Origin of the sequence: Mesorhizobium sp. M0968 (genome assembly GCF_040319065.1) — a bacterium.
Taxonomy (GTDB): domain Bacteria; phylum Pseudomonadota; class Alphaproteobacteria; order Rhizobiales; family Rhizobiaceae; genus Mesorhizobium.
This window is the reverse complement of record NZ_JAMYNL010000002.1, coordinates 342,320-361,015: the sequence shown is the minus strand read 5'-3', so window position 1 is coordinate 361,015 and position 18,696 is coordinate 342,320. Positions and strand designations below refer to the sequence as shown.

19 protein-coding genes and 1 riboswitch are annotated in these 18,696 nt (G+C 62.2%); of the genes, 16 read left to right on the top strand and 3 right to left on the bottom strand.

Features of this window, described 5'->3' with window-relative positions; all coding sequences use genetic code 11:
* Positions 1–3: 3 nt before the first annotated feature.
* The 3 genes from cobW to NKH67_RS04525 all read right to left on the bottom strand — a co-directional run bounded on the left by cobW (position 4) and on the right by NKH67_RS04525 (position 2,946).
* A complete protein-coding gene (gene cobW, locus NKH67_RS04535) occupies positions 4–1,044 on the bottom strand; it encodes a cobalamin biosynthesis protein CobW (RefSeq protein ID WP_352470227.1) in 1,041 nt (346 codons plus the stop codon).
* Entirely contained in the window at positions 1,041–1,475 is a 435-nt protein-coding gene (locus NKH67_RS04530; protein ID WP_352470228.1) for a DUF1636 family protein, read from the bottom strand. Before NKH67_RS04530 ends, cobW begins: the two co-directional genes overlap by 4 nt.
* A 38-nt stretch (positions 1,476–1,513) precedes the next feature.
* A riboswitch (cobalamin riboswitch) is annotated at positions 1,514–1,717 on the bottom strand.
* A 29-nt stretch (positions 1,718–1,746) separates the two neighbouring features.
* The gene (locus NKH67_RS04525) at positions 1,747–2,946 is read right to left on the bottom strand and encodes a winged helix-turn-helix domain-containing protein (protein ID WP_353030336.1); all 1,200 of its coding nucleotides are present in this window, start codon (positions 2,944–2,946) and stop codon (positions 1,747–1,749) included.
* A gap of 335 nt (positions 2,947–3,281) precedes the next feature.
* On the opposite strand from NKH67_RS04525, the gene NKH67_RS04520 reads away from it, so the two are divergent.
* From NKH67_RS04520 to NKH67_RS04445, 16 genes are all read left to right on the top strand, one after another.
* The gene (locus NKH67_RS04520; RefSeq protein ID WP_023676631.1) at positions 3,282–3,647 is read left to right on the top strand and encodes an NADH-quinone oxidoreductase subunit A; all 366 of its coding nucleotides are present in this window, start codon (positions 3,282–3,284) and stop codon (positions 3,645–3,647) included.
* On the top strand, positions 3,638–4,219 hold the full coding sequence (locus NKH67_RS04515; RefSeq protein WP_023670824.1) for a NuoB/complex I 20 kDa subunit family protein: 582 nt from the start codon (positions 3,638–3,640) through the stop codon (positions 4,217–4,219). The genes NKH67_RS04520 and NKH67_RS04515 overlap by 10 nt, the downstream gene beginning before the upstream one ends.
* Positions 4,220–4,224: 5 nt before the next feature.
* Entirely contained in the window at positions 4,225–4,827 is a 603-nt protein-coding gene (locus NKH67_RS04510; RefSeq protein WP_352470230.1) for an NADH-quinone oxidoreductase subunit C, read from the top strand.
* Positions 4,824–5,381: a DUF2059 domain-containing protein gene (locus tag NKH67_RS04505; RefSeq protein ID WP_352470231.1), complete on the top strand. Its 558-nt coding sequence runs from the start codon at positions 4,824–4,826 to the stop codon at positions 5,379–5,381. The genes NKH67_RS04510 and NKH67_RS04505 overlap by 4 nt, the downstream gene beginning before the upstream one ends.
* A gap of 50 nt (positions 5,382–5,431) precedes the next feature.
* Complete coding sequence (locus tag NKH67_RS04500) at positions 5,432–6,622, top strand: NADH-quinone oxidoreductase subunit D (protein WP_352470232.1); 1,191 nt, start codon at positions 5,432–5,434, stop codon at positions 6,620–6,622.
* A 434-nt stretch (positions 6,623–7,056) separates the two neighbouring features.
* Positions 7,057–8,109: an NADH-quinone oxidoreductase subunit NuoE gene (gene nuoE, locus NKH67_RS04495; protein ID WP_352470233.1), complete on the top strand. Its 1,053-nt coding sequence runs from the start codon at positions 7,057–7,059 to the stop codon at positions 8,107–8,109.
* A gap of 10 nt (positions 8,110–8,119) precedes the next feature.
* Positions 8,120–9,424: an NADH-quinone oxidoreductase subunit NuoF gene (gene nuoF, locus NKH67_RS04490; RefSeq protein WP_023676626.1), complete on the top strand. Its 1,305-nt coding sequence runs from the start codon at positions 8,120–8,122 to the stop codon at positions 9,422–9,424.
* An 80-nt stretch (positions 9,425–9,504) separates the two neighbouring features.
* Complete coding sequence (locus NKH67_RS04485; protein ID WP_352470234.1) at positions 9,505–10,200, top strand: helix-hairpin-helix domain-containing protein; 696 nt, start codon at positions 9,505–9,507, stop codon at positions 10,198–10,200.
* A 74-nt stretch (positions 10,201–10,274) separates the two neighbouring features.
* A complete protein-coding gene (gene nuoG / locus NKH67_RS04480; protein WP_352470235.1) occupies positions 10,275–12,356 on the top strand; it encodes an NADH-quinone oxidoreductase subunit NuoG in 2,082 nt (693 codons plus the stop codon).
* A 2-nt stretch (positions 12,357–12,358) separates the two neighbouring features.
* On the top strand, positions 12,359–13,402 hold the full coding sequence (gene nuoH, locus NKH67_RS04475) for an NADH-quinone oxidoreductase subunit NuoH (protein WP_292663045.1): 1,044 nt from the start codon (positions 12,359–12,361) through the stop codon (positions 13,400–13,402).
* Entirely contained in the window at positions 13,402–13,659 is a 258-nt protein-coding gene (locus tag NKH67_RS04470; protein WP_352470236.1) for a hypothetical protein, read from the top strand. The genes nuoH and NKH67_RS04470 overlap by 1 nt, the downstream gene beginning before the upstream one ends.
* Positions 13,656–14,147, top strand: a complete 492-nt coding sequence (gene nuoI, locus NKH67_RS04465; protein ID WP_023676622.1) for an NADH-quinone oxidoreductase subunit NuoI — start codon at positions 13,656–13,658, stop codon at positions 14,145–14,147. Before NKH67_RS04470 ends, nuoI begins: the two co-directional genes overlap by 4 nt.
* Before the next feature lie 118 nt (positions 14,148–14,265).
* A complete protein-coding gene (locus tag NKH67_RS04460; RefSeq protein WP_023676621.1) occupies positions 14,266–14,886 on the top strand; it encodes an NADH-quinone oxidoreductase subunit J in 621 nt (206 codons plus the stop codon).
* A gap of 1 nt (position 14,887) precedes the next feature.
* The gene (gene nuoK / locus NKH67_RS04455; protein WP_023676620.1) at positions 14,888–15,196 is read left to right on the top strand and encodes an NADH-quinone oxidoreductase subunit NuoK; all 309 of its coding nucleotides are present in this window, start codon (positions 14,888–14,890) and stop codon (positions 15,194–15,196) included.
* Between the two features lie 10 nt (positions 15,197–15,206).
* On the top strand, positions 15,207–17,180 hold the full coding sequence (gene nuoL / locus NKH67_RS04450) for an NADH-quinone oxidoreductase subunit L (protein ID WP_352470237.1): 1,974 nt from the start codon (positions 15,207–15,209) through the stop codon (positions 17,178–17,180).
* On the top strand, positions 17,180–18,685 hold the full coding sequence (locus NKH67_RS04445; RefSeq protein ID WP_352470238.1) for an NADH-quinone oxidoreductase subunit M: 1,506 nt from the start codon (positions 17,180–17,182) through the stop codon (positions 18,683–18,685). Before nuoL ends, NKH67_RS04445 begins: the two co-directional genes overlap by 1 nt.
* Positions 18,686–18,696 lie beyond the last annotated feature (11 nt).

Sequence of the window (18,696 nt, the reverse complement as noted above, 5' to 3'; positions counted from 1 at the left end):
GGGTCAGCCGGCGAGGATACGCTCGATGGCCGGGCGGTTCAGCCCTTTCAGGCCGATGACGACGAGGCGCGAGCGGCGGTCGTCTTCAGCGGTCCAGGCGCGGTCGTAATAGTGGTTGACGCGCGGACCGACGGCCTGCAGCAGGAGCCGCATCGGCTTGCCGCCGACTTCGACGAAACCCTTGACGCGCAACACGTTTTCTTCCTCCGCCGCCGTGGCGACCCGTTGTGCGAGCTCGTCCGGGTTGGACACGGACGCGATGTCGATGACGAACGAGTCAAAATCGTCATGTTCGTGGTCGAGCTCGTCGTCGTGGTGGGTCTTGCGGTTCTCGATGTCGTCCTCGACGGCGAGGCCGAGGCCGAGCAGCACCGACGGGTCGACCTTGCCTTGCGAAGTCGGTACGATCTTCACCGCCCGGGCAACGTGCTTGCCGATGACGGCATTGGCACGGGCCGAGCCGGCTGCGTCCATCAGGTCGCTCTTCGACAGGATGATCAGGTCGGCGCAGGCGAGCTGGTCTTCGAACACTTCCTCGACCGGATCGTCATGGTCGTGCGTCTCGTCCTGCGCCCGCTGCGCCTGCAGGGCGTCCATGTCGTTGGCTACGCGGCCATCAGCCAGCGCCGGTCCGTCGACCACGGCAATGACGCCGTCCACCGTCACGCGGCTTTTCACCGACGGCCACTGGAAGGCCTGGACCAGCGGCTTGGGCAAAGCGAGGCCGGATGTCTCGATCAGGATGTGGTCGACCCTCGGCGTCAGCGACAGGATCTGGTCCAGCGCCGGGACGAAATCATCGGCGACGGTGCAGCAGATGCAACCATTGGCCAGCTCGACGATGTTTTCCTCGGGGCAGGTGTCGATGCCGCAGCCCTTCAGGATCTCGCCGTCGATGCCGATGTCGCCGAACTCGTTGACGATGATGGCCAGGCGCTTGCCTTTGGCGTTTTCGAGCAAATGGCGGATCAACGTCGTCTTGCCGGCGCCGAGAAAGCCGGTGACCACGGTGCAGGGAACGCGCGAAAGGGAGGCAGCGGTCATGTCAGGTCCTTCAAAAGGTCAAGGGGAGGGATGCGGGCAACCAGGCCGCGCTTCAGGCAATCGGGACGGCCGCGCCATGGAATGAGCCCATCCGTCGAGGTGGCGAACAGCTTTGCCCCGGTGACGAGATCGGCGCCGCTGGTCGTGGTCAGATCACCGAAGACGTAACTCCAGCAGCCGTCGCGCAGCATGGCCGCGCTGAGCCGGCGCTTGCAATTGCCGAGGCATTCGACGGTGCGGATTTTGATGTTTTCGCCGGAAGCAGCGCGGCGCGTGTCCTCTGCGAGCAGTTCGCCGGCGCGCGGATGAGCGTCCGAACCGGTCTCGTCACGGCAGGACGAGCAAACGATGACGGTAACGCCGGCCGGAGAATCACCATGGCCGGACAATAAATCCGCTGTCTCAGCCGGAAAACTGCTGTCGCGTTCCAAATCAGGCTCCTTGCCCGGAAAACCCGCCAGGCGATCGGATTCTTAGGTCCTAGACGGCAGGTCTCCTGGCTCGCGGGTCATCGCCTGGGTGCCGCCTTCCCGGGAATATCCCAGTGGTTTTCGGCCTTGGCTCGTCGCTTACAGTTGCGGGGACAGCCGCGGATTTGAAATCGAGATTTCGCACCGCATTCCCTCTTGGCCCCTGCCGTTGCGGGCAGGGGACCGTCTGGAACGGATTTAGGCTTGTGGAGGCAGTTGTGTCAACGCACGTCTATGGCGCGGCGATATCCGCGAGCGGCCGGCCCAAATCGCCGGCAGCGGTCACCTCGATGCGTTCCAGGCCGAGCCAGCCCTGCATCTGCTTCAATTCCTTGAAGAGTTCGGCAGCGGTTTGTGGCAGGGCGCCGGGCTCCGCATAGGCGGCATGGACGCGCAATACGCCGGCCGGACGGTCGGCCCTGAGGTCAACGCGCCCGACGATGCTGTCGCCGAGCAGGAATGGCAGCACATAATAGCCATACCGGCGCTTTTCGGCCGGCGTGTAGATCTCGATGCGGTAGTGGAAGTCGAACAACCGCTCGGTGCGCGATCGTTCGAAGACGACAGGATCGAACGGCGCGAGCAAGGCGCGCGCCTCGATCCTGCGCGGCAAACGGGCGTCCTTGTGGAGATAGGCTGTTTTGTTCCAGCCGTCGACGCTCACCGGCAACAGCTCGCCGGCCTCGACCAGCTCCTCGATGCGGCCCTTGATGTCGGCGGGCGAGAGGCGGAAATAGTCGCGCAGGTCGCCTGCCGTGGCGATGCCGTGGGCGCGGGCCGAGATGCGCAGCAATTCGCGGTGAGCGTCTTCGGGGGAGGGCGTTGGCAGACTCAGTATTGTTGGCGGCAGCACGCGCTCCGGCAGATCGTAGAACCGTTCGAAGCCGCGGCGATGCGCCGTGGTGATGCGGCCGGCCCAGAACAGCCATTCGAAGGCGTGCTTGGCATGGCTCCAGCCCCACCAGCCGCCCGAACCCTTCTGCCCTTCGAAAGCCGACGCCGCGATCGGGCCTCGTTCGGCGACCTCGCGATAGATGTCTTCGATATAGGCGGCGTGCTCGCGGCCCCATTTGGCCAGTCCGCTGTACATTTCGTCGCCGCACTCGGCCCGCTGCATGCGCCAGCGCATCAGCGGATAGGTCTCGACCGGCAAGAAGGAGGCTTCGTGCGCCCAATATTCGAAGACCATGCGCTTGCGCGTTACGGCGGCGTCGTCGAGCAGCGCCAGCTTGTAGGGGCCAAGCCGGGAATAGAGCGGCATATAGTGGGCGCGCACCACGGCGCTGACGGAATCGATCTGCAGCAGGCCGGTACGGGCAAGCACGCGGGCCAGATGCCGGCGGTCAGGCGTGCCGGTGGGGCGCGGGTCATTGAATCCCTGTGCCGCGAGCGCAATGCGGCGGGCCATGGCGAGCGAGATTTTTTCCTTCATGAAGGCAGCATCCGGACGATTTTAGACAGAGAAAATGACCTGCGATTCCGTGCCATGCTAACAGGGTTTTGGCGGCATCCATGTCAGGAGAGAAAAGTGGAGTAAAAAGTGAAGGAAATCAAACAGGAGCGGATCGGACCAGTTTCCCCGGATATGCCGTCCAGCACCGCGATTTGAACAAGGTTTGACTTGCTTCGCCGAAAGCGCTGCGCTAACCCTCGCCGCGTTGCAGCATAGAGCCCCCTTAAAACGGTTCAGTGGTTAAACTGTCACGCTTCCGCAAGTGGGTCCGGTGCTGTAATCAGAGTGGATTGGCCGCCAACGGAAACTGCAGCATGAACGCACTTTTAGGTTCGTACCTGCCCATCGTCCTGTTCATCGGCGTGGCGCTGATCGTCGGGCTGGCGCTGCTCGCCGCACCGTTCCTGGTGGCCTACCGCAACCCCGATCCGGAAAAGCTTTCCGCCTACGAGTGCGGCTTCAACTCGTTCGACGACGCCCGCATGAAGTTCGATATCCGCTTCTACCTGGTGTCGATCCTGTTCATCATCTTCGATCTGGAGGTGGCCTTCCTGTTTCCTTGGGCGGTGTCGTTCAGTCAGATCGGCATGCTCGGTTTCTGGTCGATGATGGTGTTTTTGGCGGTGCTGACCATCGGCTTTGCCTATGAATGGAAAAAAGGAGCGCTGGAATGGGATTGAACGACAGTTCCGGTACGCTCGTCGCGCCGAAGCCCAAGGGCCTCATCGACCCCAACACCGGCAGGCCGGTCGGGTCCGACGATCCATTCTTCCTGGAGATCAACAACGAGCTCGCCGACAAGGGCTTTCTCGTCACCTCGACCGAGGCGCTGATCACCTGGGCGCGCAGCGGCTCGCTGATGTTCATGACGTTTGGCCTCGCCTGCTGCGCCGTCGAGATGATCCATACGTCGATGCCGCGCTATGACTCGGAGAGGTTCGGTGTCGCGCCGCGCGCGTCCCCGCGCCAGTCCGACATCATGATCGTCGCCGGCACGCTGACCAACAAGATGGCGCCGGCGCTGCGCAAGGTCTACGATCAGATGCCGGAGCCGCGCTACGTCATCTCGATGGGCTCTTGCGCCAATGGCGGCGGCTATTATCATTATTCCTATTCGGTGGTGCGCGGCTGCGACCGCATCGTGCCGGTCGACATCTACGTGCCCGGCTGTCCGCCGAGCGCCGAAGCGCTGCTCTACGGCATCCTTCTGCTGCAGAAGAAGATCCGCCGCACCGGCACGATCGAGCGGTGAGCGGCATGACCCAGGCGTTGAATGACCTCTCGACCTATCTCGGCGAGAAGCTGATCGGCCGGATCGGCGCGGCGGTGCTCGCCTATGGCGAACTCACTATCTCGGTCGAGCCGCGCGACCTGATCGAGGTGGTGACCTTCCTGCGCGACGACCCGAAATGCCAGTTCATTTCGATCATCGACGTTTGCGGCGCCGATTATCCGTCACGGGCAAAGCGCTTCGACGTCGTCTATCACCTGCTGTCGCCGAAGCAGAATATCCGCATCCGGCTCAAGGTCCAGGCCGACGAAGAGACGCTCGTGCCGTCGATCACCGGGATATATCCCGGCGCCGACTGGTTCGAGCGCGAGACCTACGATCTCTACGGCGTGCTGTTTTCGGGCCATCCCGATCTGCGGCGGATCCTGACCGACTACGGCTTTGAAGGCCATCCGCTGCGCAAGGACTTTCCGCTGACCGGCTTCGTCGAGGTGCGTTACGACGACGAAGCCAAGCGCGTCATCTACGAGCCGGTGGAGCTCAAGCAGGAATTCCGCAATTTCGATTTTCTGTCTCCGTGGGAAGGTACGGATTACGTGCTTCCAGGCGACGAAAAGGCGAAACAATGATAAAAATATCACGGCATTGGCTTCCGATCGTGATCGTATCGTTTTTCGCGCTGTTGGCCGGTGACTTGACGGGTCGAGCGGATAGCATTCCTGACGGCAATTTTGAGTCTAAGCTGCAAAAATATGATCCCAAAGCGGTCAGCGCTGCCTTGCGCTATGTTCGAAATTTCAACATGAACGCAAATTTCAAAGCGATGGCGCCCGCCTTGCGGCAGCAAACGATAGCTGAATTGAAAGGAGCCAATCCCTCGATTTCAGACAGCGATGCGGGTGAGTTTGCTGATGACTTCATCAAGCGAGCATTGCTGGATAACTCGGAGACTCTAGAGCATCTGACGGCGTTGATGCTGCTGGAAGCCTTCGATCCCGATGAAGTGGAGGCGATGGATGACTTTTACGCGTCGCCGATGGGGTCGCGTATTTTGGCAAAGACGCCGGCCTATATGGCCAAACTGCCGTATCTGGCCGAGTACTTCCAAAAAACCATCGTCCCTGAGGCACTCCGGCAGACACAAGCTGCCCTGAAGGCACAGGGTAAGGACATCAAAATCTGATTTGTTGAGGATCGAAGCTCCGGTACTGGGGCAATGAGTATATAGAAAAAATGGCTGAAACCTCCGTCCGCAATTTCAACATTAATTTTGGCCCTCAACACCCTGCGGCGCATGGCGTTTTGCGCCTTGTGCTGGAGCTCGACGGCGAAGTCGTCGATCGCGTCGATCCGCATATCGGTCTGTTGCATCGCGGCACGGAAAAGCTGATCGAGGCCAAGACTTATCTGCAGGCCGTGCCCTATCTCGACCGGCTCGATTATTGCGCGCCGATGAACCAGGAGCATGCCTTTGCGCTTGCCGCGGAGCGGCTGCTCGGTATCGAGGTGCCGAAGCGGGGCCAGTTGATCCGAGTTCTCTATTCGGAAATCGGCCGCATCATGTCGCATATCCTCAACGTGACGACGCAGGCGATGGATGTCGGCGCGCTGACGCCGCCGCTGTGGGGCTTCGTCGAGCGCGAAAAGCTGATGGTGTTCTATGAGCGCGCCTCGGGCTCGCGCATGCATGCTGCCTATTTCCGCCCCGGGGGCGTCCATCAGGATCTGCCGCAGAAGCTGATCGAGGACATCGGCAAGTGGATCGACCCATTCCTGAAATCGGTCGACGATCTCGACGCGCTTTTGACCGGCAACCGTATCTTCAAGCAGCGCAATGTCGACATCGCGACGGTGTCTCTGGCCGACGCATGGGCCTGGGGTTTTTCCGGCGTCATGGTGCGCGGCTCGGGCGCGCCGTGGGACCTGCGCAAATCGCAGCCCTACGAATGCTATGCCGAGCTGGATTTCGACATTCCGATCGGCAAGAACGGCGACTGTTTCGACCGTTATCTGGTACGCATGGAAGAGATGCGGCAGTCGGCGAAAATCATGCGCCAGTGCGTCGACCTGTTGCTCGGCAAGGAAGGCAGCGGGCCGGTGTCTAACCTCGACGGCAAGGTGGTGCCGCCGAAGCGCGCGGCGATGAAGCGCTCGATGGAAGCGCTGATCCATCATTTCAAGCTCTACACCGAAGGCTACCGCGTGCCGGCCGGCGAGGTCTATGCGGCGGTCGAGGCGCCGAAGGGCGAGTTCGGCGTCTATCTCGTCTCCGACGGCACCAACAAGCCCTATCGCTGCAAGCTGCGCGCGCCCGGCTTCGCGCATCTCCAGGCCATGGACTTTTTGTGTCGCGGCCACATGTTGGCCGACGTCACCGCCGTGTTGGGTTCACTCGACATCGTGTTTGGTGAGGTCGATCGGTGATGATGGGAATGGCTCGACCGTCAAAGGCGTTTCTGGCCGCGGCATGCCTTGCGGCTTCCGCTGAAGTGTCGCTTGCTGGGTCCGGTGAGGGTCTCTCGTCGACCGATCTTCTCAAAGAGGGGTTCAAGCTTATTGCAGAAGGCGATCTGCTTACAGTCCGTGGCTTGAGCACCCAGACCCCAGCAATGGATGAGGGCATTCTTGTCCATGGCCGGCCGTCGACATCGTCCAACTGCGCGGTTCATGACAACCTCGTAGCGTCATTGATCCCCGAAGAATATCGTTGCAAGCCAATAGCTTGGGTGTATAGCCGCTATGACGGATACATCCGCCTGAAGCGTGGAAATGAAGAGTTCGTATGCGTTTTGGGGCGATCCGAGGATTGCTATCGCGCCTACAACTCTAACCAGTAGAAACATAGAAGCGAAATCGTAATGTCAGTCCGCCGTCTCGCAGAAGCCAGCCTCCAGCCAGCCTCCTTCGCCTTCAACCGGGCGAATGCGGCGGCGGCGAAGCAGTGGATCAAGAAATATCCGAAGGGGCGCGAGCAATCCGCGATTATCCCCTTGCTCATGCTGGCGCAGGAGCAGGAAGGCTGGGTGACCAAGGCGGCGATCGAGACGATCTCCGACATGCTCGACATGCCCTATATCCGTGGGCTGGAAGTCGCCACCTTCTATACGCAGTACCAGCTCAATCCGGTCGGTACCCGCGCGCATATCCAGGTCTGCGGCACCACGCCCTGCATGCTGCGCGGCTCGGAAGCGCTGATGGATGTGTGCCGCTCGAAGATCCATCACGACCAGTTCCACACCAACGACAAGGGCACGCTGTCGTGGGAGGAGGTCGAGTGCCTCGGCGCCTGCGTCAACGCACCGATGGTGATGATATTCAAGGACACCTATGAGGATTTGACGCCGGAGCGGCTTGCCGAGATCATCGACCTCTATGACGCCGGCAAAGGTGCTTCGGTGACGCCAGGACCGCAAAACGGCCGCATCACCTCTGAGCCGGCCAGTGGCCTGACGACCCTCAAGAGCGAAAAGGCGATCCTCAAGGCGACCCGCGACCGGGAAACCAGGGCGGCGACCAAGGCGGCCAAGGATGCAGAGCCGGCGGCTGCCGCCGCAGCATCAGTTCCGCCAGCTGCTCCTGCCGCGCCGGCGCCGGTTGCGCCCTCGAATGCCAGCAAGCCGAAGACCGACGCGGTCGAGACCAACCCGGCGCTGAAATCGCCGTCGGCGACGAAAGTCGCGCCCGCGGCGGAAAGGGCGGCGAGCGTCGCAGCGCCTCTGCATTCGGCCGCCAATGCCAACAAGGCCGAACCGCAGGTCGAGGACGTCTCGAAACAGCGCAAGGGCCCCAAGAACAAGGCCGAGCCGGCGTCTGCTTTCAAAGCGCCGGAGGCCAAGGTCAAACCGGCGAAGGCTGCGGCCAAGCCGTCGCCCGGAAACAGGAGCCGGCCGACCGGCAAGAAGCCGGTCTGAGGAACGAGCAATGCTTCAGGACAGAGACCGCATCTTCAACAACATCTACGGCCGCTTCGACAAGTCGCTGGCCGGTGCCATGGCGCGCGGCGCCTGGGACAACACGCCCGGCATCGTTGCCAAGGGGCGCGAGTGGATCGTCAACGAGATGAAGGCATCGGGCCTGCGCGGCCGCGGCGGCGCCGGTTTCCCGACCGGGCTCAAATGGTCGTTCATGCCCAAGCAAAGCGACGGCCGGCCGAGCTATCTCGTCGTCAATGCCGACGAATCCGAGCCCGGCACCTGCAAGGACCGCGACATACTGCGCCATGACCCGCACACGCTGGTCGAAGGCTGCCTGCTTGCCGGCTTCGCCATGGGCGCGGTCGCCGCCTACATCTATGTGCGCGGCGAGTTCATCCGCGAGCGCGAGGCGCTGCAACGCGCCATAGACGAGGCCTATGCGGCCAAGCTGATCGGCAAGAACAATACCTCCGGCTACGATTTCGACATCTACATGCACCATGGCGCCGGCGCCTATATCTGCGGCGAGGAAACGGCGCTGCTCGAAAGCCTCGAGGGCAAGAAGGGCCAGCCGCGGCTGAAGCCGCCATTTCCGGCCAATGTCGGCCTCTATGGCTGCCCGACGACGGTCAACAATGTCGAGTCCATCGCTGTCGCGCCGACCATCCTGCGCCGCGGTGCCGCCTGGTTCTCGTCCTTCGGCCGGCCCAACAATGTCGGCACCAAGCTGTTCTGCATCTCCGGCCACGTCAACAATCCGTGCACCGTCGAAGAGGCGATGTCGATCCCGTTCCGCGAACTGATCGAGACGCATTGCGGCGGCATTCGCGGCGGCTGGGACAACCTGCTGGCGGTCATTCCGGGCGGCGCCTCGGTGCCGCTGGTGCCGGCCGAGCAGATCATCGACGCGCCGATGGATTTCGATGCGCTGCGCGACCTGAAATCGGGCCTCGGCACGGCGGCTGTCATCGTCATGGACAAATCGACCGATATCGTGAAAGCGATCGCGCGGCTGTCCTATTTCTACAAGCACGAGAGCTGCGGCCAGTGCACGCCCTGCCGTGAGGGCACCGGCTGGATGTGGCGGGTGATGGAACGGCTGGTGCGCGGCGAGGCGCAGAAGCGTGAGATCGACATGCTGCTCGACGTGACGAAGCAGGTCGAGGGCCATACGATCTGCGCGCTGGGCGATGCGGCGGCGTGGCCGATCCAGGGCCTGATGCGGCATTTCCGCGGCGAGGTGGAGCGGCGCATCGACGAGTTTTCGCGCAACGCACACCGCGCCGAACCGGTGCTGGCGGCGGCGGAATAGAAGAATTCAAAAAATTGCGGGCGAATGCCCGAAACGAGGAAACGAGCGCGGGGCAGACGGAAACGACCAGGAGATCACCTATGTCGCTGTTTTCGACACCCGACGATTTTACGCCCGATATGGACCCGTTGTTGAAGATGAACCAGGATCTGACCAGGATGATGCCGAAGGAGATGGCCAATGCCGTCAATTTCCTGGCGCATCCTGTCGCGGGCGCGGCGGCGATGGCGGCACTCGGCATCGGTCTTGCCAACCACGCCTTTGGCATCTGGATGGGCGTGCTTTCAGGCGTGGCCGAGACCTCGCAGCGGCTTTGGCAGCCGGTCGCCGAGGATTTCGAGGCGCGAACGGAACGCTTTTCCGCGACCGGCAAAAGCTCCTCCACCAAGGCGCGCGCGGCGACCAAAACCCTGATTGCCGAGGCGCAGTCCTTCGCCAACGATGTGACCGACATTGCGACGAGCACCGCTGCGCGGAGCTTGGCGAATGCCAGCACCGTTGCAGCGGATGCGTCGGCCGGACTGATGCCGGAGGATTTCAAGCAGCCCAAGCCGATGGATCGGCCCGCCGAGCCCGCCGACCTCAAGGCGATATCGGGCATCGGGCCGAAACTGGAAAAGGTGCTGAACGGCCTTGGCATCTGGACATACGCCCAGATCGCCGCGTGGACGCCGCAAGAGATCGCCTGGGTCGAAGATTACCTGTCGTTGAAGGGCCGCATCGGCCGTGACGGCTGGATCGGTCAGGCGGCCGCGTTGGCCGGGGCCAAAAAGTGAATTCAATATCGTGCGCGGTCTCGGCTGCGCCCCGAAGGAAAGATTGCGGAACGTCCGCAGGGGTTTGAGGCGAAATGGCAAAGCTCAAGGTCGACGGGAAAGAGATCACTGTACCCGACCATTACACGCTGCTGCAGGCGGCCGAGGACGCCGGCGCGGAAGTGCCGCGCTTCTGCTTCCACGAGCGGCTGTCGATCGCCGGCAATTGCCGCATGTGCCTGATTGAGGTGAAAGGCGGCCCGCCCAAGCCGCAGGCGTCCTGCGCCATGGGCGTGCGCGACCTGCGCCCAGGCCCGAACGGCGAGCCGCCGGAAATCTTCACCAACACGCCGATGGTCAAGAAGGCGCGCGAAGGCGTGATGGAATTCCTGCTGATCAACCATCCGCTGGACTGCCCGATCTGCGACCAGGGCGGCGAGTGCGACCTGCAGGACCAGGCGATGGCGTTCGGAGTCGATTCCTCGCGCTACCATGAAAACAAGCGGGCGGTCGAAGACAAGTATATCGGGCCGCTCGTCAAGACGATCATGAACCGCTGCATCCATTGCACGCGCTGCGTCCGCTTCACCACCGAGATTGCGGGCATATCCGAGCTCGGCCTGATCGGCCGCGGCGAGGATGCCGAGATCACCACCTATCTCGAAAGCGCGATGACTTCGGAACTGCAGGGCAATGTCATCGACCTTTGCCCGGTCGGTGCGCTGACCTCCAAACCCTACGCCTTCCAGGCACGGCCGTGGGAACTGACCAAGACCGAATCCATCGACGTGATGGACGCCGTCGGCTCGGCGATCCGCGTCGACAGCCGAGGACGCGAAGTGATGCGCATCCTGCCGCGTACCAACGAGGCGGTGAACGAGGAGTGGATTTCCGACAAGACCCGCTTCATCTGGGACGGTTTGCGCACGCAGCGCCTCGACCGCCCCTATGTGCGCAAGGACGGCAGACTGGCCCCGGCAAGCTGGGCCGAGGCTTTTGCCGCGATCAAGGAAGCGGTGTCGAATGCGGCACCCGAAAAGATCGGTGCCATTGCCGGCGATCTCGCAGCCGTCGAGGAGATCTACGCGCTGAAGCTTCTGATGGCTTCGCTCGGCTCGAAGAACACCGACTGCCGCCAGGACGGCGCCGCACTCGATCCCTCGCTCGGCCGGGCGAGCTATGTGTTCAACCCGACCATCGAAGGCATCGAACAGGCCGATGCGGTGCTGATCATCGGCGCCAATCCGCGCTTCGAGGCATCCTTGCTCAACGCCCGCATCCGCAAGCGCTGGCGGGCCGGCAATCTGCCGGTCGGCGTCATCGGCGATGTCGGCGATACGCGCTATGATTACGAGCAGCTCGGCGCCGGGCCGGAATCGCTGAAGGATCTGGCCGACGGTAACGGCAAGTTTTTCCAGCTGCTGAAGAAGGCGACGCATCCGCTGATCATCGTCGGACAGGGTGCGCTGGCGCGTCCGGACGGGGCGGCCGTGCTCGGCCAGACGGCGAAGCTCGCCGTCGCCGTCAACGCCGCCAGGGCCGACTGGAACGGCTTTGCCGTGCTGCACACCGCCGCGGCACGCGTCGGCGGCCTCGATGTCGGGTTTGTGCCGGGCGAGGGCGGCAGGAACGTCGCCGGCATGCTGGGCGAGACCGATGTGTTGTTCCTGCTCGGTGCCGACGAAATCGACATGGCCAAGACCGGCGGCGCTTTCGTCGTCTATATCGGCACGCATGGCGACAAGGGCGCGCATCGCGCCAGCGTTATCCTGCCGGGTGCCGCCTATACCGAGAAGTCGGGCACCTTCGTCAACACCGAGGGGCGCGTGCAGCAGACCAACCGTGCCGGCTTCGCGCCCGGCGAGGCACGCGAGGACTGGGCGATCCTTCGGGCACTGTCGGATGTGCTCGGCAACAAGCTACCGTTCGATTCGCTGCCGCAGCTACGCGCAAAGCTCTATGCGGAATACCCGCATCTTGCCCGCATCGACCATGTCGTGGCCGGCGACCCGGCCGACATCGCCAGGGTTGCCAAGCTCGGCGGGCGGCTGAACAAGGGCACCTTCACCTCGCCGGTCAAGGATTTCTACCTGACCAACCCGATCGCGCGGGCTTCCGCAGTGATGGCGGAGTGCTCGGCTTTGGCGAAGAACGGCTTCAGGCAGGCGGCGGAGTAGATATGGACACCTTCTTCTCCTTCTACGTGCTGCCGGCGCTGCTGATTCTTTTGAAGTCGGTCGTGCTGATCGTCGTTCTGTTGATCTTCGTCGCCTATGTGCTCTACGCCGACCGCAAGATCTGGGCGGCGGTGCAATTGCGCCGAGGCCCGAACGTCGTTGGCCCATGGGGCACGCTGCAGGCCTTCGCCGATCTGCTGAAATTCGTCTTCAAGGAGCCGGTCATCCCGTCCGGCGCCAACAAGGGCGTTTTCCTGCTGGCGCCCTTGGTGTCGGCGGTGCTGGCGATCTCTGCCTGGGCGGTTATCCCGGTCAATGAAGGCTGGGCGATCGCCAACGTCAATGTCGGCATCCTCTATGTCTTCGCCATCTCCTCGCTCGAGGTCTATGGCGTCATCATGGGCGGCTGGGCATCCAATTCGAAATACCCGTTCCTCGGCGCGCTGCGCTCGGCGGCGCAGATGGTGTCCTACGAAGTCTCCATCGGTTTCGTCATCGTCACCGTGCTGCTTTGCGTCGGCTCGCTCAACCTGTCCGACATCGTCTTGTCGCAGCAGGACGGGCTGGGCACGCGGCTCGGCCTGCCCAACACCTTCCTCGACTGGCATTGGCTGTCGCTGTTCCCGATGTTCATCGTCTTCTTCATCTCGGCGTTGGCCGAGACCAACCGGCCGCCCTTCGACCTTGTGGAAGCCGAATCGGAACTTGTCGCCGGCCATATGGTTGAATATTCCTCGACGCCGTTCCTGTTGTTTTTCCTCGGCGAATATGTCGCCGTCGTCCTGATGTGCGCGCTGGCCACCATCCTGTTCCTTGGCGGCTGGCTGCCGCCCTTCAACTTCGCGCCGTTCACCTGGGTGCCGGGGCTGATCTGGTTCGTGCTCAAGGTCTGCCTGGTGTTCTTCATGTTCTCCATGGTGAAGGCGTTCGTGCCGCGCTACCGCTACGACCAGCTGATGCGGCTCGGCTGGAAGGTCTTCCTGCCGATCTCGCTGTTCATGGTGGTCGCCACCGCCGCCTTCCTGAAGATCACGGGGTTTGCGTGATGGGCAATCTGACCGCTGGTTTTCTGGGTGCAGTTGTCGGCGTGCTCGTTGCGATCTTTGGCAACATTGTTGTGCTGCCCTACGTCTTGCGGCAACAGGAACGAAGGTTGGCAGCAAACTACCGAGTTCCGGTGTTTGGCTGGGACAAGCAGAAATTGGCGTCGTTTACGAGACTTATGTACCGTTTCCAGATGCCTGTCATTTTCGGATTTATCGGCGCAATTGCTGCAATGCAGATCTTTGGAGGTGCCGAATGAGTGCTCTGTCTCAAGCCGCGAAATCGCTGCTTTTGCAGGATTTCGTCAGCGCTTTCTTCCTGTCGATGCGCCAGTTCTTCGCGCCGAAGGAGACGATCAACTATCCGCATGAAAAGGGGCCGGTCAGCCCGCGCTTCCGTGGCGAACATGCGCTGCGCCGTTATCCGAACGGCGAGGAACGCTGCATCGCCTGCAAATTGTGCGAGGCGATCTGCCCGGCACAGGCCATCACCATCGAAGCCGGCCCACGCCGCAACGACGGCACACGGCGCACCGTGCGCTACGACATCGATATGGTGAAATGCATTTATTGCGGCTTCTGCCAGGAAGCCTGCCCGGTCGACGCCATTGTCGAGGGCCCGAATTTCGAATTCGCGACCGAAACGCGCGAGGAGCTTTATTACGACAAGGACAGGCTCCTGGCCAATGGCGACCGCTGGGAGCGTGAACTGGCGCGCAACATCTCGCTGGATGCGCCTTACCGCTGATATTTGACGCATGGACGGGGCGAGGGGCCTCGTTTAAGGAACACGCAACTTGCCGACCGGAGGCGGTGGCAAAAAACAGGACGAACGTCCTGTTCTGACAGGAAACCCGGGGGAACCCATGCTGAGTGGACTAGAGGCGGCCTTTTTCTACCTCTTCGCCTTTGTCGCGGTGGCATCGGCGTTCATGGTCATATCGGCGCGCAATCCCGTGCATTCGGTGCTGTTCCTGATCCTGACCTTCTTCAACGCCGCCGGCCTGTTCATGCTGACCGGCGCCGAGTTCCTGGCGATGATCCTGCTCGTCGTCTATGTCGGCGCGGTGCTGGTGCTGTTCCTGTTCGTCGTCATGATGCTCGACGTCGACTTCGCCGAAATGAAGGAAGGCGCCCTGCAATATGCACCGATCGGCGCGCTGGTCGGGCTGATCCTGGCGGCGGAGCTGATCGTGGTGCTCGGCGGCTATACATTCGCGCCGAAACTGGCGGCGACGGTCGCCAAGCCCATTCCGGACCTGGCCGCGCGCTCGAACACGGCAGCGCTCGGCGACATCCTCTATACGGATTACCTCTATTACTTCCAGGTGGCGGGGCTGGTGCTGCTGGTCGCCATGATCGGCGCCATCGTGCTGACGCTGCGCCACAAGCCGGGCGTCAAGCGGCAGTCGATCGCCGCCCAGGTCGGCCGCACGGCGGCAACCGGAGTGGAAATCCGCAAGGTCAAGACGGGCGAAGGAGTCTGAGATGGTCGTCGGCATCGCGCACTACCTGACCGTATCGGCGATCCTGTTCACGCTCGGCGTGTTCGGCATCTTCCTGAACCGCAGGAACGTCATCGTCATCCTGATGTCGATCGAGCTGATCCTGCTTGCCGTCAACATCAATTTCGTCGCCTTCTCGGCGGCGCTCGGCGATCTGGTCGGCCAGGTGTTCGCACTGTTCGTGCTGACGGTCGCGGCGGCCGAAGCGGCGATCGGCCTTGCCATTCTAGTCGTCTTCTTCCGCAACCGCGGCTCGATCGCGGTCGAAGACGTGAACATGATGAAGGGTTGACGGAACCACCATGTATCAGGCCATCGTCTTCCTTCCGCTGCTCGGCTTCTTGATCGTCGGCCTGTTCGGCACCTCGCTCGGCGCCAAGGCTTCAGAATACATCACCTCCGGCTTCCTGGTGATCGCGGCCGTGCTGTCGTGGGTCGCCTTCTTCTCGGTTGGCTTCGGCGGCGGCGAGGTGTTCACCGTGCCGGTGCTGCGCTGGATCCAGTCGGGCGGGCTGGAGGCGTCCTGGGCGCTCAGGATCGACACGCTGACGGTGGTCATGCTGGTCGTCGTCAATACGGTGTCGTCGCTGGTCCACATCTACTCGATCGGCTACATGCATCACGATCCGGACCGGCCGCGCTTCTTCGCCTATCTGTCGCTGTTTACCTTCGCCATGCTGATGCTGGTGACGGCCGACAACCTCGTGCAGATGTTCTTCGGCTGGGAAGGCGTCGGCCTTGCCTCCTATCTGCTGATCGGCTTCTGGTACAAGAAGCCTTCGGCCAATGCGGCTGCAATCAAGGCCTTCGTCGTCAACCGCGTCGGCGATTTCGGCTTTGCGCTCGGCATATTCGGCGTGTTCGTGCTGTTCGGCTCGGTCAATCTCGGCACCATCTTCGCCAATGCGGCGACGTTCATTCCGGCGGAAGGCGCGCCGCAAGGTGCGGCCGTGCTGACCTTCCTCGGCTACGCACTCGACAGGCAGGCTGCGATGACGGTCGTCTGCCTGCTCCTGTTCATGGGCGCCATGGGCAAGTCGGCGCAGGTGCCGCTGCACACCTGGCTGCCGGATGCCATGGAGGGCCCGACGCCGGTCTCGGCCCTGATCCATGCCGCGACCATGGTGACGGCAGGCGTGTTCATGCTGGCGCGGTTGTCGCCGCTGTTCGAGCTGTCGCATTCGGCACTGACGGTGGTTACCTTCATCGGCGCCTTCACCGCCTTCTTCGCGGCGACCGTCGGTCTCGTCCAGAACGACATCAAGCGCGTCATCGCCTATTCGACCTGTTCGCAGCTCGGCTACATGTTCGTGGCGCTCGGCGTCGGCGCCTATGGCGCAGCGATTTTCCATCTATTCACCCACGCCTTCTTCAAGGCGCTGCTGTTCCTCGGCTCGGGCTCGGTCATCCACGCCGTCTCCGACGAGCAGGACATGCGCAAAATGGGCGGCCTGAGGACGCTGATCCCGACGACTTACTGGATGATGGTGATCGGCACGCTGGCGCTGACCGGTGTCGGCATTCCGGTAACGATCATCGGCACGGCCGGCTTCTTTTCCAAGGACGCCATCATCGAAGCGGCCTTCGCCGGCCACAATGCGGTAGCCGCGTTTGCCTTCATATTGCTGGTCATTGCTGCCTGCTTCACCTCCTTCTACTCCTGGCGGCTGATCTTCATGACCTTCCATGGCGAGCCGCGGGCCAGCCACGAGGTCATGCACCATGTCCATGAATCGCCACCGGTCATGCTGGTGCCGCTGTTCATCCTGGCGGCGGGCGCGCTGTTCGCCGGCGTGATCTTCCACGGCGCCTTCATCGGCGAGGGCTACGCCGAATTCTGGAAGGCGTCGCTGTTCACGCTGCCGGACAACCACATCCTGCACGAAATCCACGAAGTGCCGTTGTGGGTCGAGCTGTCACCGTTCATCGCCATGCTGATCGGCTTTGCGATTGCCTGGCAGTTCTATATTCGCGCGCCGGAAATGCCTCGGAGCGTCGCCGCCAACCATCGCCTGCTCTACGCCTTCCTGCTCAACAAATGGTATTTCGACGAGCTCTACGACTTCCTGTTCGTGCGGCCGGCAAAGCGCCTCGGCAGCTTCCTGTGGAAGACCGGCGACGGCACCGTCATCGATGGGCTCGGGCCGGACGGCATTTCGGCGCGCGTCGTCGACGTCACTAACCGGGTCGTCAAGCTGCAGACCGGCTATCTCTACCACTATGCCTTCGCCATGCTGATCGGCGTTGCCGCACTCGTCACCTGGATGATGCTCTGATGACCGCCTGGCCGATCCTATCGCTGGTCACCTTCCTGCCGCTGGTTGGTGTGCTGCTCATCCTTTTCGTGCGTGACGACAGCGAGAACGCGCGCCGCAACATCCGCGCCATAGCACTGTTCACGACCGCGTTCACGTTTGTGATTTCGCTGTTCATCTGGACCGGCTTCGACAATTCGCAGCCCGGCTTCCAGTTCGTCGAGAAGTTTGCCTGGCTGGATTCCGGCATCTCCTACCATATGGGCGTAGACGGCATCTCCATGCTGTTCGTCATCCTGACCACCTTCCTGATGCCGCTCTGCATCCTCGCCTCGTGGGAATCGATCGAGAAGCGCGTCAAGGCCTATATGATTGCCTTCCTGCTGCTCGAGACGCTGATGATCGGCGTGTTCTGCGCGCTCGACATCGTCTTGTTCTATGTCTTCTTCGAAGCCGGCCTGATCCCGATGTTCATCATCATCGGCGTGTGGGGCGGCAAGCGGCGCGTCTATGCCTCGTTCAAGTTCTTCCTCTATACGCTGGCCGGCTCGGTGCTGATGCTGCTCGCCATCATGGCGATGTTCTTCCAGTCCGGCACCACCGATATCCCGACGCTTCTGACGCATAACTTCCCGGCCAATATGCAGACCTGGCTATGGCTTGCCTTCTTCGCGTCCTTCGCGGTGAAGATGCCGATGTGGCCGGTGCATACCTGGCTGCCGGACGCGCATGTCGAGGCGCCGACGGCCGGCTCGGTGATCCTGGCCGCCATCCTGCTCAAGATGGGCGGGTACGGCTTCCTGCGTTTTTCGCTGCCGATGTTTCCGATCGCATCCGAAATGTTCGCGCCGCTGATCTTCACGCTTTCCGTCGTCGCCATCATCTACACCTCGCTGGTGGCGCTGATGCAGGAGGACATGAAGAAGCTGATCGCCTATTCGTCGGTCGCTCACATGGGCTTCGTCACCATGGGAATCTTCGCGATGAACCAGGAAGGCGTCCAGGGTTCGATCTTCCAGATGCTGTCGCACGGCCTGGTCTCCGGCGCGCTGTTCCTCTGCGTCGGCGTCGTCTACGACCGCATGCACACGCGTGACATCGACGCCTATGGCGGGTTGGTCAACAACATGCCGAAATATGCGACCGTGTTCATGATCTTCACCATGGCCAATGTCGGCCTGCCCGGCACCAGCGGCTTCGTCGGCGAGTTCCTGACCATGCTCGGCGTGTTCCGGGTCAACACCTGGGTGGCGTTCTTCGCCGCCACCGGCGTCGTCCTTTCGGCGGCCTATGCGCTCTGGCTCTACCGCAAGGTGATCTTCGGCGCGCTGACCAAGGAAAGCCTGAAAGGCCTGCTCGACCTGTCGACGCGCGAGAAGGTGATCATCTATCCGCTGGTCGCACTGGTCATCTTCTTCGGCGTCTATCCGGCGCCGATCTTCGACGCGACCGCCGAATCGGTCAAGGCGCTCGTTACCAATGTCACCGCATCCATCGGCGCCGCGCAGACCGCGGCGGCGAACTGACTGGGGGTTTG